We start from the raw sequence: 14,923 nt of genomic DNA on the forward strand, positions 1-14,923 counted from the left end.
CTGATTGACGAAACGGGGTCGTCGGCGCGGCGACGGCTTTGACCTTAGTCGCGCGGACCGTCACCCATGGCCGCGGCCACCATGTGACTGGCACCCGATAGCTGCCCAAGCGGCAGTGGGTCGTTGCCCCGCGCGCGGCGGCGATCGGCCACAATCTGACCTCTGGTGAGCGCGATCCGGCTCACATCTGCGGCGTCTTCTGGTTGCATGACATAGACGCCGTCGATATCGGCCAAGATTGCATCACCCGGCAGCACGGCCGTGCCGCCAACGGAAACCGGCACATGCGCCCGCCCGCCGAGATTGGCCATCCGCGTTGTCATTGGCGAGACGCCGCGACACCAGACAGGGAACCCCAGTTCGGCCAGTTCCACGCTGTCGGTGCAGGGACCATCGATGATGGCGGCCGCAATCCCTTGCCGCATTGCCGCCGCCGCAACACCGTCGCCGAGGCAGGCATGGCGTTGGTCGCCAAGCCGGTCGATCACCAGGATATCCCCAGGGGCGGCCAAACCGATGGCATGGTGCAGCATAACCGAACACGGCCCCGGGATTTGGACGGTCAGGGCTCGCCCGGCAATGCGCGGGCCAAAGCCCTGATTGGCGCGAATGCCTGGGTCGAGCGCTCCCCAATAAAGAATATGCCCCAGCATCGTTGTCTCGCATTGCTGAAGGGTCTCCACCGTGGCCGGGTCGAGGGCCGGTGGTTCGGGCCCGATCATGTATTTGGCTGGCGAGGGAAGGGGGCTGTTCATCGTTCACTCCGCAAAGTCGGGTCGAGCCGGTCGCGCAACCAGTCACCAATCATTGAAACAGACAGCGCGAGGCAGAAGATGATCGCGCCAGGCAAAAGGGTCAGCCACCAAGCCGTCATCAAGCGGTCGCGCCCTTCGGACATGATTTGCCCTAGGCTTGTGAGTGGCGGTTGCACGCCAAGCCCCAAGAACGAGAGCGCCGTTTCCAAGAGCACCGTGAGTGGCAGATTCACGGTGAACTGAACTAACGCGACATTCAGGATATTGGGCAAGACATGGCGCAGATAGATCCGGGCGGGGGACGCCCCAAGCGCGCGAACGGCGGTGACATAGCCGGACTCTTTGGCTTGCAAGGTCGCGCCGCGCATCAGGCGGGCATAAACCTCCCATCCGTTTAACCCGACGAGCAGCAGAAAAAGCGTGAAGGAGTTGTCGAACATCGCCAGCATGAACAGGGCCACGATGATGATCGGCAAAGAAGCCTGCACATCGATGGCGGCGACGATGACCGCTTCGGTCTTGCCGCGTTTGGCGGCGGCAAGAATGCCGAGAAGCGAGCCCAAAACCGCGCCGATCACCGTGCCAACGATCGCCACGACCAGCGTGATTTGCGCGCCGGTGACAAGCCGCGCAAAAAGGTCCCTGCCGCGCGCATCCGTCCCGAGAAGGTAGCCCTCGGTGCCGGGCGGCTCCAGTCGATGAAACAGAGAGGTTTCGCGGAACCCGTGCGGCGTCAACAGATGGCCGAAAAGGGCGAACATGACGAAAAGCGTCACGAAACTGAGCGCAAGCTTCACGCTAAACGGGATTGGCGCGCGCGTCCGCTGCGGCGCGACTGGTGCGGTTGCGTCGCTCATTTTGCGCGGATCCTCGGGTCGATGATCAGATAGAGGAAATCGACGATCAAGTTCGCGATGACCATGGTGAAGGCGACGACGAGGACCAGAAATTGCACCTGCGCCAGGTCCCGCGTTGCGACCGACCGCACCAGAAGCTGCCCGACCCCAGGCCAGGCGAAAACCTGCTCCGTCACAACCGAGCCAGCCACCAAAGCGCCGAGAGAGAGGCCAATCAGCGTCACCAGCGGGATCGCGGCATTGGGCGCGGCGTGGCGCACAAGCCGCATCCCAAAGGGGATGCCACGTGCCTCTGCTGCGCGCATATAAGGCGCGTTGATCGTTTCCAGAACAGAAGAACGGGTAAACCGCGCGAAACTGCCCATCGCGGCCAGACCAAGGGTCAGCGCGGGCCAGATGACGCTGGCATTTTCACCGCCCAAAAATGTGCTGAATGCGAGGGCGGCGACCAGGATCATGACCAGACCGAACAGGAAGTTCGGCATCGCGAAGGCGAAAACAGAGAACCCCATAACGAAGCGATCAAGTGCCGTGCCACGCCGGATGGCGGCCACCGCCCCGATGGGAATGCCGATGGCAATGGCCATACAGAGTGCCGTTAACCCCAGATGCAAGGTGAAGGGCAGACGATCCAGGAATGTTTCTTCCACCGCAATGCCGGTATGGATCGAAAAGCCGAAATTCCCCTGCAAGATGCCGCCGACATAGCCCAAGTATTGCTGCCAGAGCGGTTGATCGAGGCCGAGGGCCCGGGTGTATTGATCAATCACCTCTTGCGGTGCGTCAGGCGGGACCAGGGCCGCCGCCGGATCGCCGGAGAGCCGGATGAACAGGAAAACCAACGTTACCGTGACCAACATGGTCAGCGCCGCGCGCAGTAATCGGGAGAGGATGTAGCCGGTCATGCCGCGCTCCCCTGCTGAAAGAGTTCGAGCCCGGGGGCGGCCTCTAACAGGCCCGCGGTATAGGGATGTTCCGGCGCCCCAAAGACACGATCGGCAGGGCCGCGTTCGACGATTTCACCGGATTTCATGACCAGGATGTCGTCCGCAATGGCGCGGGCCACGGCGAGGTCATGCGTGATGAATAGGATCGCAAAACCAAACCGCCGTTGCATATCGGCGAAGAGATCCAAGATCTGGGTCTGGATCGAAACATCGAGGGCAGAAACGGCCTCGTCAGCGATCAACAGCTCAGGCTCCAAGGCGAGGGCGCGGGCGATGCAAATACGCTGCCGCTGCCCGCCCGAAAATTCCTGCGGATAGCGGCCAGCGGCTTGCGCCGAGAGGCCGACCAGTTCAATCAACTCCATCGCCTTGGCCCGCGCCGCATCGGGCGCCATGCCATGGATGATGGGCCCTTCGGCGATTGCAGACAGGATCGTCTGGCGCGGGTTTAGGGCGGAAAACGGATCTTGCAACACGACTTGGATCGATTGTCGCAGTTTGCGGAGCGGTGCGCCGGTGACATCGGCAATCTCCGCACCTTTGAAGCGGATCGATCCGCTCTCGATATCCTCGAGCCGCAACAGGCACCGTGCCAGCGAGCTTTTGCCAGAACCGCTTTCCCCAACCACGGCCACGGTGCGGCCCTCCGAAATGCTGAGTGAGACGTCTTTAACAGCATGAAGCGCCTTGCGATTGCCCAAAAATCCGCTGCGATAGATCAGGTTCACATCGGTCGCCTCAAGGATCGGCGCTTCATCATCGCTACCGAGCTGGCGTGGTGTAGGGTTGACCGCAGCGATGAGTTTTTGCGTGTAGGGATGCTGCGGGTTGCGCAGAACATCCTGCGCGTCGCCTGTTTCGACCAGCACGCCGTCCTGCATCACGGCCACTCGATCCGCAATCTCGGCGACGACGCCAAAATCATGGGTCACAAATAGGACCGAGAGATCATGTTCCACCTTCAGGCGGGCAATCAGAGCCAGGATCTCGGCCTGGGTCGTTACATCAAGCGCGGTGGTCGGTTCGTCGGCGATCAACAGCTTGGGTTCCAAGAGAAGCGCCGCCGCGATCACGGCGCGCTGCGCCTGCCCGCCGGAGAGTTGATGCGGATAAGACCGGGCGAAGCGCTCCGGGTCCGGTAAGGCCACGTCGCGCAAGACGTCGAGCACGCGCGGTAGGCGCGCCGGTTTTGACACGCCATGCACGGCGAGAATTTCCGCCAGCTGCGCGCCAATGGTGCGGACCGGGTTCAAGCTGGCACCCGCATCTTGGAAGATCATTGCGATCTGGGCCGACCGAATTGCGCCAAAGGCGGCGTCGCGCTGCGGCGGCATGAGCTGGCCCGAGAACCGGATGCCACCGGCGGTCACGGGCAGCGCATGGGGGAGCATGCCAAGGATGGCTTGCCCGATCACCGATTTGCCCGAGCCGCTTTCCCCAACCAGGCAGAGCGTTTCGCCCCGATTGATCTCAAAGCGGATCTCACGCACGGCTTCGGGGCGATCGCCGTCTGCGGGCAAGGCGACCGTCAATCCATCAATGGAGAGGAGCGGCGCAGGCGGCGCCGTCTCCTCGGGGTTTGGCTCACTCATTGTGGCCCGTCATATAAAGATGGTCGAAAATCGTGACGGCCGAATTGCCCGGATCCCAGGCCAAGTCTTGGTCAATCGCGTAGTTCACGACGTTGCGCCACATATACATGCCCGGCGTCACTCGCTCCCATTCCGCGACCAGATCAAGATAGGCCTGATAGCGGGTCTCGAAATCCTGGCTCTGTTCGAAGGCCTCACCGAGACGAACAAAATCTTCGGTCATGTCCCAAGTGCGATGGGAGGCCCGAAACCGGCTCGATTGTGGGCCCCAATCCATCCAAAGCGGCCGGTAGGGGTCGCCGGAGAATTCCGAACTCATCGACATGTTGAGGAAGTGGAACGGGCGTTCATAGGCCAGCGAGAAATTGTCTTTCAACTCGATCCGCACATTGATGCCAAGCTCGGCCCATTGCTCCACCATGAATTCCGCCGCGATCTCGTAATTCGGATAGAAGCCGCGGGTGATGTGCCAGATCAGCTCTTCGCCATCATAGTCGCTCTCGGCCAGATAGGCGGCGGCTTGCTCTGGGTCGAACGGCACGGCGCGCTCCCGGTCGGGATCGAAATAATCGCCATATTCCGGGAAATTAAACGGTGTTGGCACAAAGGTCGCATCATCCCAGATCGCGGCCGCAATCGCCTCCCGATCCACGCCTGCGACAATGGCCCGACGCAGGTTCACATCCGTCAGCGGATTGTCGGGCAGCGCTTCGGTCTCCAGCATGTTGAAGGCGAACATCGGGTAGTTTTCGATCCCCTTCTCCATCACCGTCACGCCTTCGGTGCCCTCCAGGGACTCCACCTGATCGGCCGGCACGCTGACCACGACATCGTACTCGCCAGCGACCAGCCCCGCGAACCGGGTCGAGAATTCCGGCACGATCTCAAAGCGGAGCGAGGCGGCGGGCGGCTCACCCGCCCAATAGTCGTCAAACGCGACGGCCTCGACGGCCACGGACGGGTCAAAGGAGGTCATCCGATAGGGTCCAGTGCCCATCGGCATCTGCCCGAAAGCCTCGGTGCCGACTTCTTCATAATAATGGTGCGGTAAAACAAACCCGATCGGTGTGACCATGCGGAACGGCAGGTTCGGATCGGGGAAGCTGGTTTCGACCTCAATGGTCAGCGGTCCAGTGGCCTCGACCCGGACAAACCCGCGCGTATAGCGCGTGCCGCGGGGCGCCATTGGCTCTTCGCCCCAAAGCCGTTCAGCCGACAAAGAAAACGCGACATCTTCTGCATCCATGATGTGCCCATCATGGAATGGCACGCCCTCGCGCAGGGTGAATTCCCAAACATAGGGCGAGAGCTGTTGCCAGCTTTCGGCGAGCCAAGGCACCAGTTCGGTGCCATCGGGGTCTTCCCACCGGTTTCGGCGCACCAAAGTGTCGAACACATTAGAATGCACCCGGGCACCGGTCGTCGAGATGCCGACCACAGGGTCCATCGTGGGCCAAAGATTATCAACCGCGATCACCAGATCGGGGCGGTCTTGTGCCATGGCGGGCATCGCCACGGCGCTGGCCAGAAGTGTTGTGGCCATCAGGTTCCGAAAGGTCATGTCATAGCTCCCGTTGATGATTTTTGGTCTATCTGTGAGTTTTTGGTTGTTCCCTCTGCGCGTAGATCACGGAGGATGTAATCGCGCGCATTCTGCAGGTTGGGGATTTGGCGTCGTGCGGCTGCGACGGCGTCGAGCGGCAAGTCCAACGTGACTTGGCCCGGAGCCTCGCCGCCCAGATCGGCAAGCACCTCGCCCCAGGGGGAGACGATTATGGAATGGCCCCAAGTAACACGCCCATCGGCGTGATTTCCGACTTGCGCCGCCGCGATCACATAGGCGCCGTTCTCAATCGCCCGGGCGCGTAGCAACACCTCCCAATGGGCGCGTCCAGTTGGAACGGTGAACGCCGAGGGGATGAACAGGACCGTAGACCCGGCCAGGGCATAATCGCGGTAGAGATGTGGAAAGCGCAGATCGTAACAGATCGACAGCCCGAGCGGACCATAGGGGCTCTGAGCAACCACGGCCTCTTGACCCGGGGCATAGCGATTGGATTCACCTGTCGGGGTGCGGCCATCCAGGAACACATCGAACAGATGAATCTTGTCGTAGCGCGCTACAATCTCGCCCGCCGGGTCGATCAGAACGGTGTGGTTGAGATACCGGCCATCGGGTGCCTTGATCGGCGACGAACCGGAGTGCACCCAAATTCCATGCCGCGCGGCCTCTTCCCGGCAGGCTGCGATATAGGGGTCATCGCCTTCCTCGGTGATTTGCGCGCGGGCGTGGTCTTTGTCTTTGTCCATAAGGCCTGCGGCTTCAGGGAGGGCCAGCATCTCAGCGCCATCTGCTGCGGCTTGTTCGGCGGCGGCGCGCAGGCTTTTCACATTTTCGGCGTGAGTATTGTGCGATGTCATCTGAACCATCGACACACGTAGCATTTCGGTCATGTCCGCCCCTTGCGTTGTCCTGCTTCCCGACCATAGAGCGGCAAAAATGCGAGAAAAAAGCGCAAAATAGTTGCAACCCGTCTGATTTTCTAACATTCCATCGGCCATGCACTCGACAAGGCGCCTCCCATCCCTGAATGCGCTGCGCGCTTTAGAAGCGGTTCGCGAAACCGGATCCGTGTCGGGGGCGGCGCGCAGGCTCAGCGTGTCGCATTCCGCAGTTAGCCATCAAATCAAGCAGTTAGAGGCGTGGATTGGCCGCCCCATCACCGTGCGCCGGGGTCGGAGCGTGGCCTTGACCGAGGCAGGCGAAAGCCTGGCCCGCGTGGTGCACGATTCCTTCGACGCGATCCGGCATGAGATCGATCTCCTGCCGCTCCGCTTTGCGCGTGCCGTCTCGATCTCAGCGCTGCCGGTGATTGCCGAAGAGATTCTCTTGCCCAATCTCGATCAGTTTCGCAGCGCCTTTCCCAATATCAGTTTGCACATCTCTTTGGCCCAGACCGACCGCCCGAAAACACCGGCCCCGGATGTAGAGATTCTGTTTCGGCAGAAGGATCGGCTCTTGCCGGGAGAGGTTGTTTTATTGCCCGGCGATGCGGTTCCGGTCTGCGCGCCCGAGCTGCTTGCAACATCGGGGCAAGATCCGGCCTCCGCAGTGCGCTTGGGTCCATTGCTGACAGATGAGGACTCACGGATGTGGACCCGCTGGCTGCCACAGGTAGGCGACGAATGGACACCCGGCGATATGGCCAGAACGATCTATCTGGAGGGGTCGTTTTTGCTGCAGAAGGCGGCAGAACACGGGATTGGCATCGCCATCTGTCGAAAGGCAACCATCGGGCGCGCGATCCGGTCGGGCCGGTTGGTTCCGCTCTCCGATGTCGCGATTGATCAAGACTGGGCCTATACGCGTCGGGTCGCCGCCGGGCGAGAGATCGAACCTGAGGTCCAGATTGTGACCGACTGGCTCGATCGCGTGTGCGCAGCGCCGTGATCGGGAGCGGTCGGGCCGCAGGATTCGCATTGGATGGATCGGCGCAGCGCGGATCGCGCCCATCAAATGGCTGCGCCTTACGACCCGCATGAAACAGACGACGCTGCCATATAGCCGTTACATTCGCGCTATCTAAAGGGGCCACGCGGTCCGGGCTGCTCCGGTGCCGTTTCCCATGCAGCTATGCTTTCAGCGCCACAGGGAGGCCCTTCATGAAGCGTGACGAGATCATCAAAAGCGATGAACATGGCAACAAGGCGGAAGCCTTCGAAGCCTTTGACGACATTCCCACCAACCCCAATCTCGGCAACACTATTGGCGACGTGATCAACCGTCGCTATGGCCGCCGCGACATCATGCGCGGCGCGCTGGCCGTCTCCGCCACGACGGCGCTTTTTGGCACCACTGCCGTGATCGCGCCCAAGCAGGCCGCTGCGATGGGCAATGCCGAAGACAGCCGCTATGTCTTTGACGAGCTGACCTGGGGCAACGATGTGAACCACCACATCGCCGATGGCTACAACGCCGATATCCTGATCCGTTGGGGCGATCCGATCTTCGCGAACGTACCGGAATTCGACCCGCAGAATCAGTCAGCCGAAGATCAGAAAATGCGCTTTGGCTACAACAACGATTATGTTGGCTTCCACGAGCTGGAGCCGGGCCGCGGTATCCTCTGCGTGAACCACGAATACACCAATGAAGAGGTGATGTTCCCGGGCCTTGGTCGTCAGGACCGGGACGGCTTCCAGGGTATGACCGAAGAGTTGGTGAACATCGAAATGGCGGCCCATGGCGGTTCGATCTTTGAGATTGTCAAAGGCGATGACGGCAAGTGGAGCGTTGTGCTCGATAGCCCATACAACCGCCGGATCACGGCCGACGACACCCAAATGACCTTCTCGGGCCCTGCCGCCGGTCACGCGCGTATGCAGACTTCGGCCGACCCCGCTGGCATGAACGTCATCGGCACCATCAATAACTGCGCTGGCGGCATGACGCCCTGGGGTACCTATCTGATGGCCGAAGAGAACTTCCACGGCTATTTCTGGACCGATGTCGTCGATGGCGACGGCGATCCCGACGTCTCCGCTCAGGCGGAAGCCGCGTCCATGCGCCGCTATGGCACGCCGGGCCGCTGGTATGCTTGGGGGCAGTATCATGACCGCTTCAATATCGATGTGGAGCCGAACGAGCCAAACCGCTTCGGCTGGATCGTCGAAGTCGATCCGACGGACCCGACCTCGACCCCTGTCAAACACACCGCGATGGGCCGGTTCCGTCACGAGGGCGCCGAGTCCACCGTGGCGGGCGACGGTCGTGTCGTGCTCTACTCAGGCGACGACAACCGCTTCGACTATGTCTATAAGTTCGTCACTGCGGACACGGTGTCGGATGACAAAGCGGCCAATATGCAGCTCTTCTCCGAAGGCACGCTTTACGTGGCGCGCTACAATGACGACGGCACCTATGAGTGGATGCCGCTTGTTCATGGCGAAGGCCCGCTGACCGCGGAGAACGGGTTCGACAGTCAAGCGGATGTCATGATCGACACCCGTCTGGCGGCTGACCTTCTGGGTGCCACGCCAATGGATCGCCCGGAGGATATCGAGCCGCGCGGCGATGGCGCTGTGTTCGTGATGCTGACCAACAACTCGCGCCGGACGGCCGAGCAGGTGGATGCGGTGAACCCGCGCCCGGAAAGCAACTTCGGTCATATTCTGCAGATGAACGAAGATGGCGGCGATCACGCGGCGACCAGCGGCACCTGGGACATCTTGGTGCAGTGTGGTGACCCGAGCATCGCCGAGGTCGGCGCGGTATGGAATCCGGAGACCTCGGAAAATGGCTGGTTCGGCTCGCCGGATAACTGTGCGCTGGACGATAATGGTCGTCTTTGGATTTCCACCGACCAAGGTTCTGGCTGGGGCCGGACCGGGAAATCCGATGGTCTTTACAGCCTTGAGACCGAAGGCGACCTGCGCGGCCATTCCAAGCTGTTCTTCCGCTGCCCTGTCGGTGGGGAGCTTTGCGGCCCGTATTTCGCCGACAATTCGGAGACCTTGTTCCTCGCGGTGCAGCATCCGGGGACTGATGGCACCCGCGATTTCGCCGGCTTTGAGCGGAACTCGACTTTCGAAGATCCGGCCACTCGCTGGCCTGATTTCGCCGAAGGTATGCCGCCGCGTCCATCGGTCGTGGTTGTGACCAAAGACGGGGGCGGTCAGATCGCTGTCTGATCTTCTCTGCTCAAAAACAAACGGCCTCGCAACGCGCGGGGCCGTTTTCCGTTCTCGAGGCGGGGTGACTTAGAAATCGATGGTCACGCCGGGCAAGTTCAATCCCGACATCAGATCGCGTACCTCTTGCCGTGCGGCCACGTTCGAGATGTTCAGCCGTTCCACCCCCATCTCGCGCAGATCCAGCAGCGTCATACCGGTCGGGAACAGCTCCCGAAAAATCACCCGTTCGGAAAACCCGGTGCCGACGCGGAACCCGATCCGCTGCGCCAGCCGGTCGAGCGCGCCGCCCACCTTGCGCTTGTTATGCATCTGCTGCGCGCCAACCCGGTTGCGGACGACGATCCAATCAATCGGACTCAGCCCTGCCTTCGCGCGAAGCTGCCGCGCATGCCAAACCATCTCGGAATAGACCGATGGGCCACGAATGTCGTAGGTCTCTGGATCAACGCGCGCCAGCAGGTCGAAATCGACAAAACTGTCATTCATCGGCGTAACCAACGTGTCAGCCAGCGAATGCGCCACCTGGCTCAACCGCGTATGCGAGCCGGGGCAGTCGATCACGATGAAATCGCAATTACCCTCCAACTCGCCCACTGCCGCCGAGAGACGGCGGTCATAGATGTTTTCCTCGGGCCCAAGTTGCTCGGGGTTGATCTGCGGTAGTTCCATCAGAAGGGGGCAGGCGATATCCATGTCGCGGGCGGCGATCGTGTTTTGCCGGTTCTCGATATAGCGATGGAAACTGCGCTGTCGCAGATCCAAATCCAACGCCCCGACCGTATGGCCCATCCGCGCAAGGGCGGTCGCGATATGCATCGCGGTGGTCGACTTGCCCGACCCGCCCTTCTCATTGCCCAAAACGATGATATGCGCCATGCCCGATCCCCCGGAGTTCGCTGCCGAGCGGCCCTCATTTCGTGGGGTCGCCATATTTCGGCGCAATATACGGGAGGGAGCCGGAGCTGTTAAGCGCGAAACCGGTCCAATCTTGATTGGCGTGATAATTTGGTGTCCCTGTGGCTGGCAATGAGGTGTGGCTCTATAAATGTCAGCCTGGAGCCTAATGCGTCAAATGCTGCGGCGAATGCGAACGGCTGCTTCCAAGGCCGGTGTACGAGAGTTCGTGCGCAGGCTAAATGTCTCAGAACGATGATCAGTCATCCCCTCACGCACGATCTGGGCTTGGTATGATATCGAAGCGGTTCCGAATCCTGATTGTGGAAATGACCCCGATGTTTGAAGAACTATCCGAAATCCACCGAAAACCGGGTTTGTTTTCCGTCTACACGGCGGAGACATTGTGGACGAAGCCACACTTGGCTCAGCAAATGCTCAAGACGCATCTGGACCAGACGACGCCGCTGGCATCGCGTCCCCTGCATAGTATCGATCAAGCAGTGCAGTGGCTTGATGAGGAATTTGGCCTGAGCGGCAAAAAAGTTTGCGATTTGGGCTGCGGTCCGGGTTTGTACGCAGAACGATACGCGCAACGTGGAGCGCAAGTTGAGGGCGTGGATTTTTCCGCCAGTTCCATCGAATATGCCACCTTCAACTCCAATCCAGGCTGCGGTTCAGTTGTATTTCGACAAGCCAATTACCTTACCGACGCACTTCCAGCACAGCAGGATTTGATAACACTCATATATTGCGATTTCTGCGTCCTTTCCCCCTCTCAACGCAGGACCTTGTTGGACAAGGTGCGCCGCTCGCTCAATTCTGAAGGCGCTTTTGTCTTCGATGTGCCTTCAATGAAGGCTTTTGAGACGGTCTCTGAGGGAGTTGTCTTTGCGCGCAACTACATGGGTCGGTTCTGGACGGCTGATGAATGCTACGTCTTTCATAGCACCTGGAAGTACGAACCTGCGGCTGTTTCCCTAGATCTCTTCACTATCGTGGAAGAGCAAGAAACATGGCGTGTTTATAATTGGTTGCAGCACTTTTCCCAAAGCACCCTCGAGGCTGAGTTGAAATCAAGCGGCTTTGAAATTGACGACATAAGTAGCAAACTTGATGCGACTGACACAGAGGCTCATTCGTTTACAGTCGTTGCCAGACGATGCGGAAGCTGACGTCGGAACCGACGTGACCAATCCCCTTTTCGTCCGCGAAACGGCTCTCGACCCGCAAAACAAAAAACGCCACCCCAATCCGGGATGGCGTTTCTCAGTCTCCAAGGCGTAGGTTTTAGAACCCCAGGCCTTCGTATTTCTTCTTGAACTTCGACACGCGACCGCCCGTGTCCATCAGGCGGGAGTTGCCGCCGGTCCAGGCCGGGTGAACGGTCGGGTCGATGTCCAGCGCAAGGGTGTCGCCTTCGGCGCCCCAGGTCGATTTCATCTGCACGATATCGCCGTTCGTCATTTTGACGTCGATGACGTGATATTCGGGATGGATGTCTTTTTTCATCTCGCCGCTCCTTACGCTTCAGCGCCAGATTTGGGCTTGTAGTTGGTGACTTCGGCGATCCGGGCTGATTTGCCCCGACGCGAGCGCAGATAGTACAGCTTCGCACGACGGACACGACCGCGACGCACCACGGTGATGCTATCGATATTGGTCGAATGAAGTGGGAATACACGTTCCACACCTTCGCCAAAGCTGATTTTGCGGACGGTGAAGGATCCGGCAATGCCGTCGCCGTTTTTGCGGGCGATGCAGACGCCTTCGTAATTCTGAACACGAGAGCGGGTGCCCTCGGTTACTTTATAGCCGACACGAATGGTGTCACCGGCTTTGAAATCGGGGATCTTGGCCCCGAGGGCGGCAACTTGTTCCGCCTCGATCTGTGCGATCAGGTCCATCGCAACTCTCCATATATGATCACGGTTTGCCCGCGAATGTGTGTGCGCCTCAGAGCTCTTGGTCTTCTTCCGGGTCCGCAGATGCGCCCGCCAGAGATCAGGTCAGCTTTACTTTCGTCGACGTGTCATCAGGGTCTGACCAAAGGGAGAAGCCGAAGAAAGCCGCCCAAGAAAGTCATCGCCAATAACAAACCTGTTCCGTGAGTCGGAAATCCCGACCGGAACGGGCGGTGTATATGTCTGATCGCCCTTACGATCAAGGCTCAATTCGGAGCTGAGGCATCCTCTGGCCAGAGCTTCTTAAAACCCTAACCCTCGCCATCCTGTTGCCGCCGGGCCCAGAGATCAGGGCGTCGCTCTTGGGTCAGCCGCTCCGCCTCGGCGCGGCGCCACTCCGCAATGCGCTGATGGTGCCCGGACATCAACACCTCTGGGATATCGTGACCGCGCCAAGTTGCGGGTTTTGTGTATTGCGGATGCTCGAGCAGCCCGTCGGAAAAGCTTTCTTCTTCGGTGGAGGCTTGATTGCCCAACACATTCGGGATCAGCCGCACGGTGGCATCGACCAGCGCCTGAGCCGCGATCTCACCGCCGGTGAGCACAAAATCCCCGATCGAGATTTCTTCCAGCGCAAAATGGTCGATCACCCGTTGATCGACCCCTTCGAAGCGGCCGCAGAGCAGCGTCATGCCCTCTGCTTTCGAAAAACGCGCTGCATCGGCCTGCGTAAAGGGTTTCCCGCGCGGCGACAGGTAGACACGCGGCCAGCGTGTCGCATCGTCTGGCGTGCCATTGGCGGCTTGATCGAGGGCGCGGCCCAGGACATCGGGGCGCATCACCAATCCGGCACCACCGCCTGCAGGCGTGTCATCGACATTGCGGTGCTTGCCAGCGCCAAACGGGCGGAGATCAATGGTTTCTAGTGCCCAAAGCCCCTCTTGTAGGGCTTTACCAGTCAGAGATTGACCTAAGACACCGGGAAAGGCCTCGGGGAAGAGCGTGACGATCTTCGCAGTCCAGGCGCCTTTGAGGCGCGGCGTTGGGGTCATTAGATCGCGCGGAGTGAGGCTGGCAGAGATCGACAGACGCCCATGGGATTTGGGTTTATCCGCCATCGAAGAGCCCCTCGGGCGGGTCGATGATGATCCGTTTGGCAGTGAGGTCCACTGTCGGCACAACCTCTTGGGTGAACGGCACCAAAACCGTGTTCTTCTGCTCCTTCGCACGAACTTCGAGCAGGTCAGAAGCGCCGTGATTATGCACCGCATGCACCCGGCCACGATCTTGCCCGCCAGTGTCGACAACCGCGAGGCCGATCAGATCGGTGTGATAGAATTCATCATCCGGCAGGGCAGGCAGGGCGTCGCGCGGTGCATAGAGCCGCGTGCCTTTCAACGCGTCGGCTTGTTCCTTAGTCGTGACGCCAGAGAGCCGCGCGGCAAAACCGTTTTTGACAGCTCGGGTGATCTTCAACGTAAAGTTGCGGCTACCATCCTCCGTGCTAAGGGGGCCATAATCGCCCATCGCGTCTGGCTCAGCGCAGAAGGATTTCACCCGCGCCTCGCCTTTCACCCCGAATGAGCCGGTGATCGCGCCGACGCAAATCCGATCACTCATCTTTACCCCTCCGCGCAGAATCCGGCGCGCATCCATTGCCCACCAGATTGGTCACACAGCCCTTGTTGATGCGTCCGTTCAAAGATCATGCCCGCCACGAAGGCGAGGATCATGAAGACGACAAGACGGATCAGGCGAAACATTGGGCAACACCCGGGTCAAGGTTGTGCAGGTGGGCCACTGACGATCAAGCAGCCCACCGATTCTGAGATCAGCTGGCCTCTTCGGTTGCTGCGTCCTCAGCGGGTGCTTCTTCAACGGCAGCTTCTTCTGCCGGCGCTTCTTCTTCAGCAGGGGCTTCCGCTGCGGCGGCTGCTTTGCTGGCCTTCTCCTCAGCACGCTCAACAGCTTTCTTGCCCGGCTCGCCCTTTTTCAGATTGGCACGCTCTTTTTTCTCCAGAACGCCAGCCGCTTCGAGGAAGCGCGAGACGCGGTCGGTGGGCTGTGCGCCTTCGTTCAGCCAATGCTGCACACGCTCCATATCCATTTTCACGCGTTCTTCGCTGTCTTTTGGCAAGAGCGGGTTATAGGTGCCGAGTTTCTCGATATAGCGCCCGTCGCGCGGCATGCGGCTGTCAGCGGCCACAATGCGATAGAAGGGACGTTTTTTCGAACCGCCACGTGCGAGCCGGATTTTCATAGCCATGGGTTGATCTCCTT

General features: G+C 60.1%; 16 protein-coding genes. 3 read left to right on the plus strand and 13 right to left on the minus strand.

Going from position 1 to position 14,923, the window contains the following annotated elements:
- Positions 1–44: 44 nt before the first annotated feature.
- The 6 genes from GTF44_RS02905 to GTF44_RS02930 are packed head-to-tail and all read right to left on the minus strand — an operon-like array spanning position 45 to position 6,605.
- Positions 45–755, minus strand: a complete 711-nt coding sequence (locus GTF44_RS02905; protein ID WP_216364848.1) for an RraA family protein — start codon at positions 753–755, stop codon at positions 45–47.
- Positions 752–1,612 (minus strand): ABC transporter permease, encoded by an 861-nt coding sequence (locus GTF44_RS02910; RefSeq protein ID WP_171557388.1) that lies wholly within the window; start codon positions 1,610–1,612, stop codon positions 752–754. Before GTF44_RS02910 ends, GTF44_RS02905 begins: the two co-directional genes overlap by 4 nt.
- A complete protein-coding gene (locus GTF44_RS02915; protein ID WP_145212263.1) occupies positions 1,609–2,517 on the minus strand; it encodes an ABC transporter permease in 909 nt (302 codons plus the stop codon). The genes GTF44_RS02910 and GTF44_RS02915 overlap by 4 nt, the downstream gene beginning before the upstream one ends.
- Entirely contained in the window at positions 2,514–4,151 is a 1,638-nt protein-coding gene (locus GTF44_RS02920) for an ABC transporter ATP-binding protein (protein WP_171557390.1), read from the minus strand. The genes GTF44_RS02915 and GTF44_RS02920 overlap by 4 nt, the downstream gene beginning before the upstream one ends.
- Positions 4,144–5,712 (minus strand): ABC transporter substrate-binding protein, encoded by a 1,569-nt coding sequence (locus tag GTF44_RS02925; protein WP_171557392.1) that lies wholly within the window; start codon positions 5,710–5,712, stop codon positions 4,144–4,146. The genes GTF44_RS02920 and GTF44_RS02925 overlap by 8 nt, the downstream gene beginning before the upstream one ends.
- Positions 5,709–6,605 (minus strand): carbon-nitrogen hydrolase family protein, encoded by an 897-nt coding sequence (locus tag GTF44_RS02930; RefSeq protein ID WP_171557393.1) that lies wholly within the window; start codon positions 6,603–6,605, stop codon positions 5,709–5,711. Before GTF44_RS02930 ends, GTF44_RS02925 begins: the two co-directional genes overlap by 4 nt.
- A 106-nt stretch (positions 6,606–6,711) precedes the next feature.
- Here GTF44_RS02930 and GTF44_RS02935 point away from each other — a divergent pair, with 106 nt between their 5' ends.
- Both GTF44_RS02935 and GTF44_RS02940 read left to right on the plus strand, forming a co-directional pair.
- Positions 6,712–7,602 carry a LysR family transcriptional regulator gene (locus tag GTF44_RS02935; RefSeq protein ID WP_171557395.1) on the plus strand — a complete coding sequence of 297 codons (891 nt, stop codon included), beginning with the start codon at positions 6,712–6,714 and terminating at the stop codon, positions 7,600–7,602.
- A 212-nt stretch (positions 7,603–7,814) separates the two neighbouring features.
- The gene (locus GTF44_RS02940; RefSeq protein ID WP_171557397.1) at positions 7,815–9,842 is read left to right on the plus strand and encodes a PhoX family phosphatase; all 2,028 of its coding nucleotides are present in this window, start codon (positions 7,815–7,817) and stop codon (positions 9,840–9,842) included.
- 69 nt (positions 9,843–9,911) lie between these two features.
- On the opposite strand, the gene GTF44_RS02945 is transcribed toward GTF44_RS02940, so the two are convergent.
- The gene (locus GTF44_RS02945; RefSeq protein WP_171557399.1) at positions 9,912–10,721 is read right to left on the minus strand and encodes a division plane positioning ATPase MipZ; all 810 of its coding nucleotides are present in this window, start codon (positions 10,719–10,721) and stop codon (positions 9,912–9,914) included.
- 356 nt (positions 10,722–11,077) lie between these two features.
- On the opposite strand from GTF44_RS02945, the gene GTF44_RS02950 reads away from it, so the two are divergent.
- Positions 11,078–11,914 carry a bifunctional 2-polyprenyl-6-hydroxyphenol methylase/3-demethylubiquinol 3-O-methyltransferase UbiG gene (locus GTF44_RS02950; RefSeq protein ID WP_171557400.1) on the plus strand — a complete coding sequence of 279 codons (837 nt, stop codon included), beginning with the start codon at positions 11,078–11,080 and terminating at the stop codon, positions 11,912–11,914.
- A gap of 115 nt (positions 11,915–12,029) precedes the next feature.
- Here the strand turns inward: GTF44_RS02950 and rpmE are convergent, their stop codons facing one another.
- From rpmE to rpsP, 6 genes are all read right to left on the minus strand, one after another.
- Positions 12,030–12,251 carry a 50S ribosomal protein L31 gene (gene rpmE / locus GTF44_RS02955; RefSeq protein WP_145212243.1) on the minus strand — a complete coding sequence of 74 codons (222 nt, stop codon included), beginning with the start codon at positions 12,249–12,251 and terminating at the stop codon, positions 12,030–12,032.
- Positions 12,252–12,262: 11 nt separating this feature from the next.
- Positions 12,263–12,646 carry a 50S ribosomal protein L19 gene (gene rplS, locus GTF44_RS02960; protein WP_171557402.1) on the minus strand — a complete coding sequence of 128 codons (384 nt, stop codon included), beginning with the start codon at positions 12,644–12,646 and terminating at the stop codon, positions 12,263–12,265.
- 308 nt (positions 12,647–12,954) lie between these two features.
- Positions 12,955–13,761, minus strand: a complete 807-nt coding sequence (gene trmD / locus GTF44_RS02965; RefSeq protein ID WP_171557404.1) for a tRNA (guanosine(37)-N1)-methyltransferase TrmD — start codon at positions 13,759–13,761, stop codon at positions 12,955–12,957.
- Complete coding sequence (gene rimM / locus GTF44_RS02970) at positions 13,751–14,263, minus strand: ribosome maturation factor RimM (RefSeq protein ID WP_171557405.1); 513 nt, start codon at positions 14,261–14,263, stop codon at positions 13,751–13,753. The genes trmD and rimM overlap by 11 nt, the downstream gene beginning before the upstream one ends.
- Positions 14,264–14,265: 2 nt before the next feature.
- On the minus strand, positions 14,266–14,406 hold the full coding sequence (locus GTF44_RS02975) for a hypothetical protein (protein WP_171557407.1): 141 nt from the start codon (positions 14,404–14,406) through the stop codon (positions 14,266–14,268).
- A gap of 68 nt (positions 14,407–14,474) precedes the next feature.
- Positions 14,475–14,909, minus strand: coding sequence for a 30S ribosomal protein S16 (gene rpsP, locus GTF44_RS02980; protein WP_171557408.1), 435 nt, complete (start codon positions 14,907–14,909; stop codon positions 14,475–14,477).
- Positions 14,910–14,923 lie beyond the last annotated feature (14 nt).

The sequence above is a fragment of the Roseobacter sp. HKCCD6576-2 genome (assembly GCF_013179285.1).
GTDB lineage: Bacteria > Pseudomonadota > Alphaproteobacteria > Rhodobacterales > Rhodobacteraceae > Rhodophyticola > Rhodophyticola oceani.